The 16,760-nt window shown below is 64.0% G+C and carries 13 protein-coding genes; 3 read left to right on the top strand and 10 right to left on the bottom strand.

All coding sequences use genetic code 11. The features are described 5' to 3' along the window. Nucleotides 1-7: 7 nt before the first annotated feature. Both EOA23_RS10445 and EOA23_RS10440 read right to left on the bottom strand, forming a co-directional pair. Nucleotides 8-1,021 carry an alpha-ketoacid dehydrogenase subunit beta gene (locus tag EOA23_RS10445; protein WP_127303923.1) on the bottom strand — a complete coding sequence of 338 codons (1,014 nt, stop codon included), beginning with the start codon at nucleotides 1,019-1,021 and terminating at the stop codon, nucleotides 8-10. A 2-nt stretch (nucleotides 1,022-1,023) separates the two neighbouring features. Further along, on the bottom strand, nucleotides 1,024-2,256 hold the full coding sequence (locus tag EOA23_RS10440) for a 3-methyl-2-oxobutanoate dehydrogenase (2-methylpropanoyl-transferring) subunit alpha (RefSeq protein WP_127303921.1): 1,233 nt from the start codon (nucleotides 2,254-2,256) through the stop codon (nucleotides 1,024-1,026). A gap of 546 nt (nucleotides 2,257-2,802) precedes the next feature. Between EOA23_RS10440 and holA the strand changes: the two genes are divergently transcribed. After that, a complete protein-coding gene (gene holA, locus EOA23_RS10435; RefSeq protein ID WP_127303919.1) occupies nucleotides 2,803-3,849 on the top strand; it encodes a DNA polymerase III subunit delta in 1,047 nt (348 codons plus the stop codon). Between the two features lie 370 nt (nucleotides 3,850-4,219). Here the strand turns inward: holA and EOA23_RS10430 are convergent, their stop codons facing one another. The 5 genes from EOA23_RS10430 to mnmE form a co-directional block, all read right to left on the bottom strand. Continuing rightward, the gene (locus tag EOA23_RS10430; RefSeq protein WP_127303917.1) at nucleotides 4,220-5,113 is read right to left on the bottom strand and encodes a ParB/RepB/Spo0J family partition protein; all 894 of its coding nucleotides are present in this window, start codon (nucleotides 5,111-5,113) and stop codon (nucleotides 4,220-4,222) included. A 64-nt stretch (nucleotides 5,114-5,177) separates the two neighbouring features. Beyond that, entirely contained in the window at nucleotides 5,178-5,975 is a 798-nt protein-coding gene (locus tag EOA23_RS10425) for a ParA family protein (RefSeq protein ID WP_112128796.1), read from the bottom strand. Between the two features lie 17 nt (nucleotides 5,976-5,992). After that, the gene (gene rsmG / locus EOA23_RS10420; RefSeq protein WP_127303915.1) at nucleotides 5,993-6,634 is read right to left on the bottom strand and encodes a 16S rRNA (guanine(527)-N(7))-methyltransferase RsmG; all 642 of its coding nucleotides are present in this window, start codon (nucleotides 6,632-6,634) and stop codon (nucleotides 5,993-5,995) included. Beyond that, entirely contained in the window at nucleotides 6,631-8,505 is a 1,875-nt protein-coding gene (mnmG, locus tag EOA23_RS10415) for a tRNA uridine-5-carboxymethylaminomethyl(34) synthesis enzyme MnmG (RefSeq protein ID WP_127303913.1), read from the bottom strand. The genes rsmG and mnmG overlap by 4 nt, the downstream gene beginning before the upstream one ends. 166 nt (nucleotides 8,506-8,671) lie before the next feature. Continuing rightward, the gene (gene mnmE, locus EOA23_RS10410) at nucleotides 8,672-9,979 is read right to left on the bottom strand and encodes a tRNA uridine-5-carboxymethylaminomethyl(34) synthesis GTPase MnmE (RefSeq protein WP_127303911.1); all 1,308 of its coding nucleotides are present in this window, start codon (nucleotides 9,977-9,979) and stop codon (nucleotides 8,672-8,674) included. Between the two features lie 119 nt (nucleotides 9,980-10,098). Here mnmE and EOA23_RS10405 point away from each other — a divergent pair, with 119 nt between their 5' ends. After that, complete coding sequence (locus EOA23_RS10405) at nucleotides 10,099-12,114, top strand: thioredoxin domain-containing protein (RefSeq protein WP_127303909.1); 2,016 nt, start codon at nucleotides 10,099-10,101, stop codon at nucleotides 12,112-12,114. A gap of 248 nt (nucleotides 12,115-12,362) precedes the next feature. On the opposite strand, the gene rho is transcribed toward EOA23_RS10405, so the two are convergent. From rho to hemE, 3 genes are all read right to left on the bottom strand, one after another. Next, nucleotides 12,363-13,628: a transcription termination factor Rho gene (rho, locus tag EOA23_RS10400; protein ID WP_108702996.1), complete on the bottom strand. Its 1,266-nt coding sequence runs from the start codon at nucleotides 13,626-13,628 to the stop codon at nucleotides 12,363-12,365. Between the two features lie 178 nt (nucleotides 13,629-13,806). Next, on the bottom strand, nucleotides 13,807-14,343 hold the full coding sequence (hemJ, locus tag EOA23_RS10395; protein WP_127303907.1) for a protoporphyrinogen oxidase HemJ: 537 nt from the start codon (nucleotides 14,341-14,343) through the stop codon (nucleotides 13,807-13,809). Further along, on the bottom strand, nucleotides 14,340-15,368 hold the full coding sequence (gene hemE / locus EOA23_RS10390; RefSeq protein WP_127303905.1) for a uroporphyrinogen decarboxylase: 1,029 nt from the start codon (nucleotides 15,366-15,368) through the stop codon (nucleotides 14,340-14,342). Before hemE ends, hemJ begins: the two co-directional genes overlap by 4 nt. A 401-nt stretch (nucleotides 15,369-15,769) precedes the next feature. Here hemE and EOA23_RS10385 point away from each other — a divergent pair, with 401 nt between their 5' ends. Continuing rightward, complete coding sequence (locus EOA23_RS10385; RefSeq protein ID WP_126063556.1) at nucleotides 15,770-16,591, top strand: pyruvate, water dikinase regulatory protein; 822 nt, start codon at nucleotides 15,770-15,772, stop codon at nucleotides 16,589-16,591. Nucleotides 16,592-16,760: the final 169 nt, after the last annotated feature.

The following is a 16,760-nucleotide window of genomic DNA, read 5'->3' as shown; positions in this document are numbered from 1 at the left end:
CCTCCCCCTAAGCTTCCAACGTTTCAAGCAAGGCGCGGCCGACCCGCGCCGGGCCGGGGAAATAGTCCCACTCCTGCGCATGCGGATAGGGCGTGTCCCAGCCGGCGACGCGCGCCACCGGCGCTTCCAGATGGTAGAAGCAGTTCTCCTGGACCAGCGAGACCAGCTCGGCGCCGAAGCCGGAGGTCAGCGTCGCTTCATGCACGACGACGCAGCGTCCGGTCTTCTTCACCGAGGTGACGATCGTCTCGAGGTCGAGCGGCAGCAGCGTCCTGAGGTCGATCACCTCGGCGTCGATGCCAGTCTCCTCGGCCGCGGCCTGCGCGACATAGACCATCGTGCCATAGGCGAGCACCGTGACCGCCGATCCGGGCCGGCGGATCGCCGCCTTGCCGAGCGGGATCGTGTAGTGGCCGTCGGCAACGTCGCCGAGCTCATGCTTCGACCACGGGGTCACCGGCCGGTCGTGATGGCCGTCGAACGGCCCGTTGTAGAGCCGCTTCGGCTCGAGGAAGATCACCGGATCCGGATCCTCGATCGCCGCGATCAGCAAGCCCTTGGCGTCGTGCGGATTGGACGGCACGATCACCTTCAGGCCGGAGACATGGGTGAACAGCGCTTCCGGGCTCTGGCTGTGCGTCTGGCCGCCAAAGATGCCGCCGCCGGTCGGCATGCGCACCACGATCGGGCAGGTGAAATCGCAGTTCGAGCGGTAACGCAGCCGCGCCGCCTCCGAGACGATCTGGTCATAGGCCGGATAAACATAGTCGGCAAACTGCACCTCGACGCACGGCTTCAACCCGTAGGCGGCCATGCCGATGGCCGAACCGACGATGCCGGATTCGCTGATCGGCGCGTCGAAACAGCGGCTCTTGCCGTATTTGGCCTGCAGGCCTTGCGTGGCGCGGAACACGCCGCCGAAGAAGCCGACATCCTCGCCATAGACGATGACTTTATTGTCGCGGCCCATCGACACGTCCATGGCGTCGCGGATGGCCTCGATCATGGTACGCCTGGGCATGGTCAGACCCCTGCCTGCTGGCGCTGGCGCCTGAGATGCGGCGGCATCTCGGCATAGACGCCCTCGAACATGTCGCGGGTCGACGGCTTGCCGCCGGCATGCAACGTGCCATGGCCCTCCGCCTCCTTCTGCGCGGCGATCACCGTTTCGAGGACCTCGGCCTCCGCCTGGGTGTGGCGATCCTCGGACCAGACGCCCTTCTGGATGAGGTGGTTCTTCAGCCGGATCACCGGATCGCCGAGCGGCCAGGCGTCGGACTCGGCTTTCGGCCGGTAGGCCGACGGATCGTCGGACGTCGAATGCGCGCCGACGCGGTAGGTGACGTATTCGACCAGTGTCGGTCCGAGATTGGCGCGCGCCCGTTCGACCGCCCATTTCGCCACGGCGTGCACGGCGAGATAGTCGTTGCCGTCGACGCGCAGCGAAGGAATGCCGAAGCCGAGGCCCCGCGCGGCGAACGTGCCGGAACCGCCGCGGGCGATGCCCTGGAAGGTCGAGATCGCCCACTGGTTGTTGACGACGTTGAGCACGACAGGAGCCTTGTAGGTCGAAGCGAAGACCAGCGCCGCATGGAAATCGGACTCGGCCGTCGAGCCGTCGCCGATCCAGGCGGCGGCAATGCGCGAATCGTTGGAGATCGCCGAGGCCATCGCCCAGCCGACCGCCTGGATATATTGCGTCGCCAGATTGCCGGAGATCGAGAAGAAGCCGTGCTCCTTCGAGGAGTACATGACCGGCAGCTGCCGGCCCTTCAGCGGATCGGCCTCGTTGGAATAGATCTGGTTCATCATCGAAACCATCGGATAGCCGTCGGCGATGAGAAGACCTGCCTGCCGATAGGTCGGGAAATTCATGTCGCCCGGCTTGAGCGCCTTGCGGAAAGCGCAGCTCACCGCTTCCTCGCCAAGATGCTGCATGTAGAAGGAGGTCTTGCCCTGGCGCTGCGCCATCTGCATGCGCGCGTCGAAGGTTCGAAGCGTCATCATGTGGCGCAGGCCTTCGAGCAATTCCTTATCGCTGAGCAGCCCCGCCCATGGCCCGACGGCCTCGCCGGCGCGGTTCAGCACGCGGATGATGGAGAAAGCCATATCGCGGATGGTGCGCGGATCGACGTCGATCTCGGGACGCGGCACCGAGCCGGCCTTGGGAATGGTCACATTCGAGAAATCGGGCGTGCCGCCGGGCCGCACCTCGGGCTCGGGCACATGAAAGCGCAACATTCCAGCATCGGCCATACGCTCACATCCTCCAATGTTGCCGGTGCGATCTTTGCACATCCGCGCCGCCAGACCAGTGCCAATTCGCCGGGTCTGGGCACGGCCGTCCTCCCCGGCGCCGGCCTCGGCAAGCCGATGCGACGCACAGGCTCAAGATGCAGATATGGCGACGAAATTTCTTGTCGATGTTTTCGCGCCCCGCGCAATTTGGCGGAAGTTTGCGAGGCGATTGTCGTTAGAAAAGGTAAGTGGGATATGCGCGGCGGCCGAAGCAGCTAATCTCCCCCCTCGTGGGGGAGATGCCCGGCAGGGCAGAGGGGGGCGTGACAGAACGCTATCTTGCGGTCGTCATTCTAGGGCGGAGCAAGGAGCGGAGCGACGCGCGCAGACCCTAGAATCCATGCCGTTACGCCAAGGCGTTGCCGCGGTTACAGAATATTCTGCACCGTTGTGCTCCGCGGCAGAAGTCACGGCATGAATTCTCGGGTCGAGCCCGAGAATGACGAAGAGAGGCCCGCCGCTTCTCCGTTCACTCCCGCCCCGCCTCATGCTAACTCACGCCGCATGGCACAGAAGAAAGGATACGAGGTCGATTCGTGGCTGGCGAGGCCCGACCCCTCCATGGGAATCGTCCTGCTCTACGGTCCCGACCGCGGCCTTGTCGCCGAGCGCGCGAAAGCCTTCGCCGCGAAAACCGGCCTGCCGCTCGACGACCCGTTCTCGGTGGTGAAGCTCGACGGTGCCGAGGTCGACCGCGACGCGGGCCGGCTGCTCGACGAGGCGCGCACCGTGCCGATGTTTTCCGACCGGCGGCTGCTTTGGGTGCGCAATGCCAGCGGCCAGAAGGCGCTGGCCGACGACATCAAGGCGCTGACAACCGAGCCCGCGCGCGACGCCGTCATCCTGATCGAGGCCGGCGACCTGAAGAAGGGCACCGGCCTGAGGGCCATTGTCGAGGCCGCGGGCAATGCGGTCGCTCTGCCCTGCTATGCCGACGAAGCCCGCGACCTGGATTCGGTGATCGACGACGAATTGCGCAAGGCCGGCATGTCGATGACATTGGACGCGAGGCAGGCGCTGCGACGCAATCTCGGTGGCGACCGGCTGGCCTCGCGCGGCGAGATCGAGAAGCTGGTTCTTTACGCGCACGGCCGCAAGGAGATCGGCATCGAGGACATCAACGCGCTGTCAGGCGACGTCTCCGGCGCTTCCTTCGATGCCGCGGTCGATGCCATGCTGGACGGCAAGGTCGGCGATTTTGACATCGCCTTCACCCGTCACTGCCAGTCCGACGGCCATCCGTTCCTGGTGCTGTCCTCGGCGATGCGGCAATTGCAGGCGATCCAGGTGATGCGCGGCCAGATGGAATCCGGCGGCCGCAATGCCGCCTCGGTCGTTGCCGGCGCCCGTCCGCCCGTCTTCTTCTCGCGCCGCAAGCTGGTGGAAAAGACGCTGGAGCGCTGGAATGTCGAGGCGCTCGGTCGGGCGCTTAGCCGGCTGCAGACGGCGGTGCTGCAGACGCGCAAACGGCCGGAACTGTCGGAAGCGCTGGCCAGGCAGGCGCTGCTCGGCATCGCGATCGAAAGCGCGAGATTGGGGCAGCGCAGCTGATCTCCCTTCTGTAGGCAGGGCAATCGCATAGGGCGCTCCCCTCTCCGTCTCGGCGCTGTGCGCCGAGCCACCTCTCCCCGCCTCCGGCGGGGGCGAGGAACCGAGGCTTGCAAAGGCCGCGTCCTCGGCGATTAGCGTTTCCTCGCCCCCACAAAGTGGGGGGAAGGTGGCCGCGTAGCGGACGGAGAGGGGGCAGCGCTGCCCTATCTGGGTTTGCCTTGCCCACAATGGAGGAGATCGTTTCGCCAATGATCCGGAATAAACGGGCTGGCACAGCGTCAGCCCTCATTGTCTATCACCGATATATCAGGCGTATCCAGGCTTAAGCGAAAACCTCAGCTGCCGCCAAAAACCGTTGCGCCGCAGCCGCCTACCGCTCGTCCTTCAGCCGCCGGCAGAGCTCGTCGAGCTGCTCCAGCGAGCGGTAATCGACGCGCAGCGTGCCACCCTTGCCCTTGTGCTCGATGCTAACGATCATGCCGATCGTGTCGGTCATCAGCTTCTCGAGCGCCAGCGTGTCGGGATCCTTTTCGGGCGCGGTTGTCGCGGACTTCACCTTGGCCGGCGTCGGACCGGCGGGCGTCTGCGCCAGCGCTTCGGCCTGACGCACCGAAAGCCCCTCCTTGACGATGCGCTTGGCGAGCCCGGCCGGGTCCTCGGCGGTCACCAGCGTGCGGGCATGGCCGGCTGAGAGATCGCCGTCGACCAGCATTGAGTGGATCACGGGGGGCAGCTTCAAAAGCCTAAGCGTGTTGGCGACATGGCTGCGGCTCTTGCCGATCACCTGGCCGAGATCGGCCTGGGTATAGCCATGCTCGTCGATGAGCTGCTGATAGCCTTGCGCCTCCTCGACCGGATTGAGGTCGGCGCGCTGCACGTTTTCGATGATTGCCAATTCCAGCGCCGTGCGGTCGTTGACGTCGCGCACGATGATCGGGATTTCGGTAAGCCCCGCGCGCTGCGCCGCCCGCCAGCGCCGCTCGCCGGCGATGATCTCGTAGCGGCCGGTCTGCGAGGGCGAGGGGCGCGCCACCACCGGCTGTACCACGCCATGCTCGCGGATCGACTGGGCAAGGTCGGTCAGCTCGGCATCGCCGAAATGCCGGCGCGGGTTCTTCGGGTTAGGGCTGACGAATTCGATCGGCACCTTGCCGTCCGCCGCCACCGTCGCGCTCGGCTTTTCCGGTGCCGCCGGACGGTCGATTTCGCCGATCAGCGCCGCGAGGCCACGGCCCAGTCTTTTTCTCGATTGGTCTTCGCTCATTATAATGTCCAGATCGTTTCGGAATCGAATCGGATAGTTAACCAACCTAGCGGCAGCCAGCGACTCAGGCGGCGCGCAGCTTGCGCTCGCGGCGGATCACCTCGGAGGCGAGCTGCAGATAGGCCTGGCTGCCCGAGCATTTCAGGTCATAGAGGATCGCCGGCTTGCCATAGGAAGGCGCCTCGGAGACGCGCACGTTGCGTGGGATGATCGTCTCATAGACCTTGTCGCCCATATGGGTGCGCACATCCTGCACCACCTGGTTGGCGAGGTTGTTGCGGCCGTCATACATGGTGAGCACGATCCCCTGGATGGTGAGGTCCGGATTGATCGTGCCACGCACCTGCTCGACCGTTTCCAGCAACTGGCTGAGACCCTCCAGCGCGAAGAACTCGCATTGCAGCGGCACGAGAACAGAGTCGGCCGCCGCCATTGAATTCAAAGTCAAAAGATTGAGCGAGGGCGGGCAGTCGATCAGCACATAGCCGAACGGCGCCGACCGCTCTGCCGCGGCGCGCAGCGCATTGCGCAGCCTGAGCACGCGGTCGGGCGCCGAGGCGATCTCCATCTCGATGCCGAGCAGGTCAAGCGTCGAAGGCACAATGGACAGGCCCGGCACCGCCGTCGGCACGGCTGCCGCTTCCAGCTCGAGCTCGCCGGTCAGCACATCATAGGACGAGACGGTCCGGTCCTTGCGGTCGATGCCGAGCCCGGTGCTGGCATTGCCCTGCGGATCGAGATCGACGATCAGCACGCGCTCGCCGATCGCGGCCAGGGCCGTCGCCAGATTGATGGCGGTCGTCGTCTTGCCGACGCCGCCCTTCTGGTTGGCGACGGTGATGATACGCGGTGCTGTGCTCATGGGCCTATGCCAGTAATTCATTGCTGTTTCGCCGGACGCAAGTCGCTGATTTCGAGGACGACGCCATGGGGGTCGGTCATGCTCGAATGTTCTACCAGATCGAAGCCCCAGCGGTGAGTGCTTTCTTCCACTTCGGCCCGGTAATCCCGGCCTTTATGGAAAAGCGCGCGCGCCCCTTTGGTCAGCCAGGGCGCAGCCAGATCGAGCAGGTCCGGGAGCGCGGCGAGCGCCCGCGCCGTGACGATTTCCGGCGCGGAAACAAGCGGATAGCTGTCGTCGATGCGCTTCGCCAGGACCCGCGCCGGCAAATCGAATTGGCCCACGACAGACTGCAGGAACGACGCCTTCTTGCGGTTGCTCTCGACAAGATCGATCGATGCGCCGGGACGTTCTTTGAGCAGGAAGCCGAGCACCAAGCCGGGAAACCCGCCGCCCGAGCCGAGATCGACCCAGCGTGTTGCGGCGGGGGCGATTCGCGCAAGCTGGGCGCTATCCAGGATATGGCGCCGCCAGACATCGTCCAGCGTCGACGGCGCCGCCAGATTGATGCTGCGGTTCCATTTCAGGAACAGCTGTTCGAAAGCCCCAAGCCGCTCGAATGTTTCACGTGAAACCGGACCCGCTGCCTTCTGCAGGTCCGCCCAGGCGTCCGCGCTCACGCGACGGACCTTCGCGCGCCAAGCTCGGCATTGCGGACATGCGCGACAATGATGGCAAGCGCCGCCGGCGTCATGCCTTCCATCCGTTGCGCGTCGGCAATCGAACGCGGCTGGCGCGTCTTCATCTTCTGCTTCAGCTCGTTCGACAGGCCCGGCACATCCGAGAAGTCGATCCCCTCCGGGATGAGCCGCGATTCCTCATGCCTGATCTGTGCCACATCCGCCTGCTGGCGATCGAGGTAAACCGAATATTTCGCTTCCGTTTCAAGCCGCTCGGCGGTCTTGGCGTCAAGCGCGGCAAAGCGCGGTTCGACGCGGGCGAGCCAGGCCATGTCGACGCCCGGATGCGCCAAGAGGTCGTAAGCCGAGCGGCGCACTCCGTCTTTGTTGATCTCCACCCCCAGCCGCGCCGCCTCGTTTGGCGTCCAGGCCACCGACTTCGCCAAGATACGAGCCTCATCGAGCTCCCGGACCATCCCGCCGAAGCGCTGCAGCCGCTCCGACGACGCGATGCCGAGCTTGTCGGCCAGCGGCGTCAGCCGCTCGTCGGCGTTATCGGCGCGCAGCGAAAGCCGGAACTCGGCGCGCGAGGTGAACATGCGATAGGGCTCTGCGATGCCGCGGCTGGTGAGGTCATCGACCATCACGCCGATATAGGCTTCGGTCCGGCTGAGCACGAATTCGTCACTGCCGGCCGCCTTGCGCGCCGCGTTGATGCCGGCAAGCAGGCCTTGCGCACCGGCCTCTTCGTAACCGGTCGTGCCGTTGATCTGCCCGGCAAGGAACAGGCCGGCGACGCGCTTCGTCTCCAGCGTCGTCTTCAGCTCGCGCGGGTCGACATGATCGTATTCGATCGCATAGCCCGGCTGCAGCATCGTCGCCTTCTCCAGCCCGGGAATGGTCTTCAGGATCTCGAGCTGAACGTCCTCCGGCAGCGAGGTCGAGATGCCGTTCGGATAGACCGTGTCGTCATCGAGACCTTCCGGCTCCAGGAAAATCTGATGGCCCTCGCGGTCACCGAACTTGACGATCTTGTCCTCGATCGATGGGCAATAGCGCGGGCCGACGCCTTCGATCGAGCCGGAATACATGGCCGAGCGGCCAAGATTGGCGCGGATCAAATCATGCGTTGCCGGCATGGTGCGCGTGATGCCGCAATGGATCTGCGGGTTGGCGATAGCGTCCGTCATCAGCGAGAACGGCACCGGATCTTCGTCCGCGGCTTGGGCGTCCAGCGAGGCCCAGTCGATGGTGCGGCCGTCGAGGCGAGGGGGCGTTCCGGTCTTCAGGCGCCCGAGCTTGAAACCCGCGCGCGCCATCGTCGCCGACAGGCCGTGGCTCGCCTGCTCGTTCATGCGGCCGGCGACGATCTTCTTCTCGCCGATATGAATCAGGCCGCGCAGAAAGGTGCCGGTGGTCAGCACCACGGCGCCGCAAGCCAACCGGCGGTCACCAGAAATCTGAACGGCAGCGATTCGACAGTCCATGATTTCGAAGTCGATAGCCTCGCCTTCGATCACGTCGAGATTGTTCTGCTGCCGAATCGCTTCCTGTATGGCGAGCCGATAGAGCTTGCGGTCGGCCTGGGTGCGCGGCCCGCGCACGGCCGGCCCCTTGCGGCGATTGAGCAGGCGGAACTGGATGCCGGCGGCATCGGCGAAGCGGCCCATCAGTCCGTCCATGGCATCGATCTCGCGCACGAGATGGCCCTTGCCGAGACCGCCGATCGCCGGATTGCAGGACATGACGCCGATCGTGTCGAAGCGAAGCGTCACCAGCGCGGTTCTGGCGCCGGCGCGCGCGGCAGCACTCGCCGCCTCGCATCCGGCATGGCCGCCGCCCACCACCACCACATCATAGTGATCGGTCATTTTCGATGGATCCGCTTTCAGAGATGGACAGACACATGTCCCTGCCACCTCACGCTGTCAAGGACGAAGAGCGGACTCGTTTCACGTGAAACATCGATCCGGCCCAATTGCGTAGTGTTTCACGTGAGTCACTGCCGGACAGAGGCCGTTCCGTGTTTCACGTGAATCATTTACCAATGCAGAACTGCGAGAAGATGACGTCGAGCAGATCCTCTACATCGACGGCACCGACGATCCGCCCGAGGCGCTCTGTCGCCAACCGCAATTCCTCGGCGCGCAGCTCCTGGCTGTGCCCTGACAGCGCCGCCCTCAGGAAATCCATTGCCTCCCTGAGCAGCTCGACATGGCGCATTCTGGATGGCAGAACGTCACCCGCCTCGCCAACAGCGGCTGCGGCGCGGCTTCCGATCTCATCGAGAAGGCGCCCCAGTCCGCTGCCGTCCCTGGAAGAAATCACCAGGTCGTAGGCACCGGCGCCAACGTCGGCGATGTCCGACTTCGTGCCGATTCTCAGCAACGGAGCCCCAGCCGGGACTTCCCCGACAGGCGCCGGATTGGCCATATCCTCCAACAGCAGAACAAGATCCGCCACATCAGCTTTGGCCCGCGCTCGTTCGATGCCGATCGCTTCCACCTTGCCCGCGGCGTCGCGCAGCCCGGCGGTATCGACAAGCCGCACCTTCAGCCCGTTGAGATCCATGACGACCTCGAGCAGATCGCGGGTTGTGCCCGGTTCATCGGTGACGATCGCCGCCTCGCGCCGCGCCAAGGCGTTGAACAGACTGGACTTGCCGGCATTCGGCGCGCCGAGGATCACGACCTCAAAACCGTCACGGATGATCTCCGCTGCCTTGAACCCCTCGACGTGCCGTTCGATCTCGCCGATCATGGCGGTCACGTCCGACCAGACCGCCTCCGAAACGGAGCCAGGCACATCCTCCTCGTCGGCGAAGTCGATCTCCGCCTCGATCATCGCCCGGGCATGGATCAGCCGGCGCCGCCAGCTCGAATAGAGTTCGCTCTGCGCGCCTTCCGCATTGCTGAGGGCGAACCGGCGCTGCGCCTCGGTTTCTGCATTGACCAAGTCGGCCAAGGCCTCGGTCTCGACCAGATCCAACCTGCCGTTCAGAAAGGCGCGCCTGGTGAACTCCCCGGGTTCGGCATGCCTGACGCCTTCGAAGCCGGTGATCGTCTCCAGCATCTTGGCCGCGACCGCGCGGCTGCCATGCACCTGGAACTCGGCGACGTCCTCGCCGGTGAAGCTGCCGGGGCCCGGAAAGAACAGCACGAGCCCGTGGTCGATCGTCGAACCATCCGCCGCCCTGATTGTCCGTAAATTGGTAAACCGATCCTTAATCGGCCCGGCGATCGTTTCGACCACGAATCGAGTCTCCGGCCCGGAAATGCGGATAACCGCGATGCCCGCGGGCAGGCGGCCGCTGGACAGCGCGACGATCGAATCTTTCGAAGCCATTGGCGAAACCATTTGCCGGACCTGCCGAACCGCCTAGATTAAATGATGGAGCCCGAAAACACTTCACACTTTTCGGCGTCAGGCACTTGCCTTGCAAACTCAAATCCGAGCCGCTCATCGTGACCTTGCCCGCGCGAAACCTGCTTGCCGAAGAAGCCAGCCCCTATCTGCGGCAGCACAGCGACAATCCCGTCCATTGGCGCGGCTGGTCGCCGGCCGCCCTTGCCGAAGCCAGGGAACTCGGCCGGCCGATTCTGCTCTCCATCGGCTACGCCGCCTGCCATTGGTGCCATGTCATGGCGCATGAAAGCTTCGAGAACGACGCCGTCGCGGCCGTCATGAACCGGCTCTACGTGAATATCAAGGTCGATCGCGAGGAGCGGCCGGACATCGACCAGATCTACATGGCTGCGCTCCATGCCATGGGCGAGCAGGGCGGCTGGCCGCTCACCATGTTCCTGACGCCTGACGGCAAGCCCTTCTGGGGCGGCACCTATTTTCCGCGCGAGGCGCGTTACGGGCGGCCGGGCTTCATCCAGGTGCTGGAAGCGGTCGACAGGGCTTGGCGGGAAAAGCAGCAGAGCCTCGCCGAAAGCGCCGACGGGCTGACCGCCCATGTCGAATCCCGGCTTGCCGGGACAAAGGGCAAGGCGGTGCTCGACCGCGATACGCTCAGCGATCTCGCGGGGCGCATCGGCGGCATGATCGACCGCGATCTCGGCGGCTTGAAGGGCGCGCCCAAATTCCCGAATGCGCCCTTCATGCATACGCTTTGGCTGTCCTGGCTGCGCGACGGCCACGCGGACCACCGCGATGCCGTGCTCACCAGCCTCGAAAAAATGCTTGCCGGCGGCATCTACGACCATGTCGGCGGTGGCCTCAGCCGCTACTCCACCGATGCCGAATGGTTGGTGCCGCATTTCGAAAAAATGCTCTACGACAATGCCCAGCTTATCCGCCTGTGCAACTGGGCCTATGCCGCCACCGGCAAAGACTTGTTCCGGCTGCGAATCGAAGAGACCGTCGCCTGGCTGCTGCGCGAGATGCGTGTCGAAGCCGGCGCCTTTGCCGCCAGCCTCGACGCCGACAGCGACGGCGAGGAGGGGCTTTTCTATACCTGGAGCCGCGACGAGGTGGAAGCTGCGCTTGGCGAGCAGGCCCCGACTTTCTTTCAGTATTTCGAGCTGGCCGCGCCGCATGGCTGGGAAGGCAAGCCGATTATTCGCCAGACCGAAACACAGCAAAGCCAGGGCATCGCCGATTACGCTCAGCTCGCCCCTTTGAAAGCGAAGCTGCTGGCTGTCCGCGAACAACGCGTCAGACCCGGTCGTGACGGCAAGGTGCTCACCGACTGGAACGGTCTGATGATCGCGGCACTCGCCGAAGCCGGCCGCTCGCTCGGTCGAGCGGATTGGATCGATGCCGCGGCAAAAGCGTTCACCCATATTGTCGAGGCCAGCCAGGACGGCCGTCTGCCGCATTCCATGCTCGACGCGAAGAAGCTTTTTCCGGCACTGTCCAGCGATTACGCCGCCATGACCAATGCCGCGATCGCGTTGTTCGAGGCAACCGGCGACCCGGCCTATTCCGATCACGCCCGACATTTCATCGGCGAGCTCGACCGCTGGCACCTGGACAGCGACAAGACCGGCTACTGGCTGACCGCCTCGGACAGCGGCGACGTGCCGATCCGCATCCGCGGCGATGTCGATGAGGCGATTCCCTCGGCCACCAGCCAGATCGTCGAGGCTCTGGTTCGGTTGTCTTCGCTCACCGGCGACCTCGAACTCTGGGAGAAGCCCTGGGCGGCGGCCGAGCACGCCATGGGCCGCGCATCCCAACAGGCTTACGGCCAGGCGGGCATCGTCAATGCCTGTGCCCTGGCGCTCGAGCCGCTGAAGCTTGTCATCATAGATGAGCCAGGATCTTCAAGCCTCGTTCCGGTCGCGAATCGGAATCCCGACCCGCGCCGGGTCGATATCGTCGTGCCGATCGGCACGGAAACGAATCGACCCTTGCTGCCGGGCGGCGTGCTGCCGCCGACGGACAAGCCAGGCGCCTGGTTCTGCAGCGGACAAGTGTGCCTGCCGGCGTTGAGGGTTGCGAGTGAGTTGGAGAAGCTGTTGCGGCGATAGCCCCTTTTCCTTCTCCCCTTGTGGGGTGAGAAGCGGTCTGCGCAGCGGACGAAAAGCCAATTGCTTGGCTTTTCGAGCTTCGAACGCCCTGAGCCTGCGAAGGGCCGGGTGGTGTCGCCGAAGGCGACGGATGAGGGGTGCTCCAGATGCCACCAGCGTCTCACTCCGCTGGAACACCCCTCATCCGTCTCGGCGCTGCGCGCCGATCCACCTTCTCCCACAAGGGGAGAAGGGGAAGCCTACGCCAATCACGTATTCATCGAATCGAAGAAGTCCGCGTTGGTCTTGGTCTGCTTGAGCTTGTCGATCAGGAACTCGATCGCGTCGGTCGTGCCCATCGGCGCCAGGATGCGACGCAGCACGAAGATCTTCTGCAGGTCCGAACGCGGCACAAGCAGGTCTTCCTTGCGGGTGCCCGACTTGAGGATGTCGATCGCCGGATAGATGCGCTTGTCGGCCACCTTGCGGTCAAGCTGGATTTCGCAGTTGCCGGTACCCTTGAACTCTTCGAAGATGACTTCGTCCATGCGGCTGCCGGTGTCAATCAGCGCGGTGGCGATGATGGTCAGCGAACCGCCTTCTTCGATATTGCGCGCGGCGCCAAAGAAACGCTTCGGACGCTGCAGCGCGTTGGCGTCGACACCGCCGGTCAGCACCTTGCCGGATGACGGCACGACCGTGTTGTAGGCGCGGCCGAGGCGGGTGATCGAATCGAGCAGGATCACGACGTCGCGGCCATGCTCGACCAGGCGCTTGGCCTTCTCGATCACCATTTCGGCGACCTGCACGTGGCGCGCGGCCGGCTCATCGAAGGTCGAGGAGATGACCTCGCCCTTCACCGAGCGCTGCATGTCGGTCACTTCCTCGGGACGCTCGTCGATCAGAAGCACGATCAGGTAGCATTCCGGATGGTTGGCGGTGATCGAATGGGCGATGTTCTGCAACAGCACCGTCTTACCGGTGCGCGGCTGGGCGTTGATCAGCGCGCGCTGGCCCTTGCCGATCGGCGCCACCAGGTCGATCACGCGCGGCGAGATGTCCTTGGTCGGGGGAGTGTCGACTTCCATCTTCAGCCGCGAGGTCGGGTAGAGCGGCGTCAGATTGTCAAAGTGGATCTTGTGCCGGATTTTTTCCGGATCGTCGAAATTGATGGTGTTGACCTTGAGCAGGGCGAAATAGCGCTCGCCCTCTTTTGGGCTGCGGATCGGTCCTTCGACCGTGTCGCCGGTCTTGAGCGAGAAGCGCCGGATTTGCGACGGCGAGATATAGATGTCGTCTGGACCCGGCAGGTAGTTTGCGTTGGCCGAGCGCAGGAAGCCGAAACCGTCCTGCAGCACCTCGACCACGCCGTCGCCGATGATCTCGATGTCTTGCGCGGCGAGCTTCTTCAGGATCGCGAACATCAGCTCCTGCTTGCGCATGACGCTGGCGTTCTCCACCTCGAGCGATTCGGCGTAAGCGATCAGCTCCGGCGGCTTCTTGTTCTTGAACTCTGCGAGTTTCATTTCTTGCATTAGATAGACTCTGGGTAGGCTTTTGGGAGAAAAATCGGCTGAATACGACAAATGCCGGGCGCGGCCGAAAGCGAGTAAAGGGGGCGGCGCATGACGGGAAGGAAGACCCGTCTTTTATCGTCGGTCGCCCGAAAGAGCAAGCCGCCTTTTGCTGGGCTTCTTCTGGTTTTGGGGGAGCCTAGAACGGCTTCACGACGACCAGGATGACGATGACGATCATCAGCAATGTGGGGATCTCGTTGACGATCCGCCAGTGCCTGGCCGGCTTTTCGTTCTTGTCCTCGGCGAATTTCCTGACCGCGCCGGCGAGATAGCCATGCAGACCCGACAGGATGAGCACCAGCGCGATCTTGGTGTGCAGCCAGCCGCCCTGGAAACCGAAGCCTTTCCAGGCCAGCCAAAGGCCGAACACCCAGGTCACGATCATCGCCGGATTGATGATCCCCCTGAGCAGCCGGCGCTCCATCACCTTGAAGGTTTCGGACTGCACCGAGCCCTTCTCGGCATCGACATGATAGACAAACAGCCGCGGCAGATAGAGCATGCCCGCCATCCAGGCGATCACCGCGACCACATGGATGGCCTTCGCCCAGAGATAGAAGCCGTCGCCAGCCACCAGGTAGAGAAGGGCCGTCGCCGCCACGAGAACGACAATGCCGATCACCATGCGCTTCATCGCCTGGCCGGTGGTGTTCTCGTTGCTCATATTGCTCATCGGTGGCTCCTCACCATTTTCACCATCGCTTCGACATGCGCCACCGGCGTTTCCGGCGTGATGCCATGGCCGAGATTGAAGATCAGCGGCCCGCCGCCCAGCGTCTTCAGGATGGCATCGACGCCATCGGCCAGCGCCTTGCCGCCGGCGACCAGCCGCAGCGGATCGAGATTGCCCTGCACCGCGCCTTCGCGCTGCAGCTCCTTCGCCATGGACAAAGGCACGGTCCAGTCGAGGCCGAGACCAGCGATACCGGTCTTCTTCCTGTAGTCGCGATAGCGTTCGCCGGCGCCCTTGGGAAACCCGATCACCGGCACGTCGGGGTGAACCGTCTTCACCTGCCGCACGATCTCGGCCACCGGCTCGACGCAGAAAGCCTCGAAGGAGGGCTCGTCCAGCACGCCCGACCAGGAATCGAAAATCTGCACCGCATCGGCGCCGGCTTCGATCTGGCGGATGAGATAGGCAGCCGAATGATCGGCCAGTGTCTTCAAGAGCGTCGCGAAGGCCTCGGGCTCGCGATAGGCGAACAGCCGCGCCGGTCCCTGGTCGGGCGTTCCATGCCCGGCGATCATATAGGTCGCCACCGTCCATGGCGCGCCGCAGAAGCCGAGCAGCGTCGTCTCGTCGGGCAGCTTCGCGCGCAGCCGGCGCACGGTCTCGTAGACCGGCTCGAGATTCACGTGAAACAGATCGCCGTTCAGCGCCGCGATCTCGGTCACCGAGATCGGCTTCAGAACCGGCCCGCGGCCTTCCTCGAAACGGACATCCCTTCCCAAGGCATTGGGCACGACGAGAATGTCGGAGAACAGGATCGAGGCGTCGAAGCCGAAGCGTTCGATCGGCTGCAGCGTCACCTCGACGGCAAGGTCCGGATCATAGCAGAGATCGAGGAAGGAGCCTGCGCGCTTCCTTGTCTCGCGATACTCCGGAAGATAGCGGCCCGCCTGGCGCATCATCCAGAGCGGCGGCGGTGAAACCGTCTCGCCCTTGAGGACGTCGAGCACGATCCGTTTCCCAGCCATCCAGCGCCCGCCTCTCCAGTTCTCTTAAATCAAATATCTATTTTAAAAGAGTCTTCTGATTCTAAGAGTCTGTTGGTTGTGATGATTGCGACCTGTCCAGCCTGCGGCTCGAAAAGGCCAGTCAGCATATTGTCGCGTACTTGTTTTCGCAAATTGGAGGGATCTGGGGACAAGGCCGATTCAGGCTTTCGAGTCAAAAGCTTGGCCGATCCGATCCGATATCCGGGTTGTGGATGAAATCGGCCCGGAAAAGTTGATCCCCAGTTTTGTCCCCAGCGCCGCGACAAAGCCTACAGCTGGTCGAATTGTGGACAAGCGGCCATCTGATACAGTCGCTTCCCTACCCAAGGCCCGCCCATCCAGCCTTGTCCACAATTGCCCACAGCCTGGACCCACCCCTTGTGAACAAACCTCAGAGCTTCTTCCATCTGCATCTGATCTCCGACGCCACCGGCGAGACGCTGCTGGCCGCCGGCCGCGCTGCGTCAGCGCAATACAAGGACGCCCGCGCCATCGAACATATCTATCCGCTGATCCGAACCGAGAAGCAGGTCGCCAAGGTCTTCGACGACATCGAGGAGGAGCCCGGCATCATCCTCTACACCGTGGTCGACCAGAAGCTCGCGCGCTCGATCGACGAGCGCTGCGCGGCCATGGGCCTGCCTTGCGTCTCGGTGCTGGAGCCGGTGCTCGCCGTCTTCCAGTCCTATCTCGGCACGCCGGCCGGTCGCCGCGTCGGCGCCCAGCATGTGCTCGACGCCGAATATTTCCGCCGCATCGACGCGTTGAACTTCACCATGGAGCATGATGACGGCCAGCTGCCGGCCAATATGGACGATGCCGATATCGTGCTGATCGGCATCTCGCGCACCTCGAAGACGCCGACCTCGATCTATCTCGCCAATCGCGGCATCAAGACCGCCAACATCCCGATCGTGCTCGGCGTGCCGCTGCCCGAGAGCCTGATCGCCGCCAAGACGCCGTTGATCGTCGGCCTGATCGCGACGGCCGAGCGCATCTCGCATGTGAGGCAGAACCGCATCCTCGGCAACAGCGCCGCCTTCGTGCCGACCGACTATGTCGATCGCGCCGCCATCAACGAGGAGCTTGCCTATGCGCGTCAGCTCTGCACGAAGCATGGCTGGCCGATGATCGATGTCAGCCGCCGCTCCATCGAGGAAACGGCGGCGGCGATCGTTGCCCTGCGGGGCAAGACGCGCTAGGGGCAAGCGATAAAAGTGAGCACTCCGTCCAGCACCCCTCATCCGTCCGAGCTTCGCTCGGCCACCTTCTCCCACAAGGGGAGAAGGAAGAGCGCGGCGCCAGCGTCCCGCGATTACCGTCAGGCGGCGATTTGCAGCGGCGTTGGCGCAGGACTTTCCTTCCCCCTTG

The sequence above is a fragment of the Mesorhizobium sp. M2A.F.Ca.ET.042.01.1.1 genome (assembly GCF_003997405.1).
GTDB lineage: Bacteria > Pseudomonadota > Alphaproteobacteria > Rhizobiales > Rhizobiaceae > Mesorhizobium.
This window is presented reverse-complemented; position numbering and strand designations above follow the sequence as displayed.

What these genes read in the sequence shown, in the direction of transcription:
- EOA23_RS10445 (WP_127303923.1), bottom strand. Translation starts at nt 1,021, where the DNA reads ATGCCCAGGCGTACCATGATCGAGGCCATCCGCGACGCCATGGACGTG.
- EOA23_RS10440 (WP_127303921.1), bottom strand. Translation starts at nt 2,256, where the DNA reads ATGGCCGATGCTGGAATGTTGCGCTTTCATGTGCCCGAGCCCGAGGTG.
- holA (WP_127303919.1), top strand. Translation starts at nt 2,803, where the DNA reads ATGGCACAGAAGAAAGGATACGAGGTCGATTCGTGGCTGGCGAGGCCC.
- EOA23_RS10430 (WP_127303917.1), bottom strand. Translation starts at nt 5,113, where the DNA reads ATGAGCGAAGACCAATCGAGAAAAAGACTGGGCCGTGGCCTCGCGGCG.
- EOA23_RS10425 (WP_112128796.1), bottom strand. Translation starts at nt 5,975, where the DNA reads ATGAGCACAGCACCGCGTATCATCACCGTCGCCAACCAGAAGGGCGGC.
- mnmG (WP_127303913.1), bottom strand. Translation starts at nt 8,505, where the DNA reads ATGACCGATCACTATGATGTGGTGGTGGTGGGCGGCGGCCATGCCGGA.
- mnmE (WP_127303911.1), bottom strand. Translation starts at nt 9,979, where the DNA reads ATGGCTTCGAAAGATTCGATCGTCGCGCTGTCCAGCGGCCGCCTGCCC.
- rho (WP_108702996.1), bottom strand. Translation starts at nt 13,628, where the DNA reads ATGCAAGAAATGAAACTCGCAGAGTTCAAGAACAAGAAGCCGCCGGAG.
- hemJ (WP_127303907.1), bottom strand. Translation starts at nt 14,343, where the DNA reads ATGAGCAATATGAGCAACGAGAACACCACCGGCCAGGCGATGAAGCGC.
- hemE (WP_127303905.1), bottom strand. Translation starts at nt 15,368, where the DNA reads ATGGCTGGGAAACGGATCGTGCTCGACGTCCTCAAGGGCGAGACGGTT.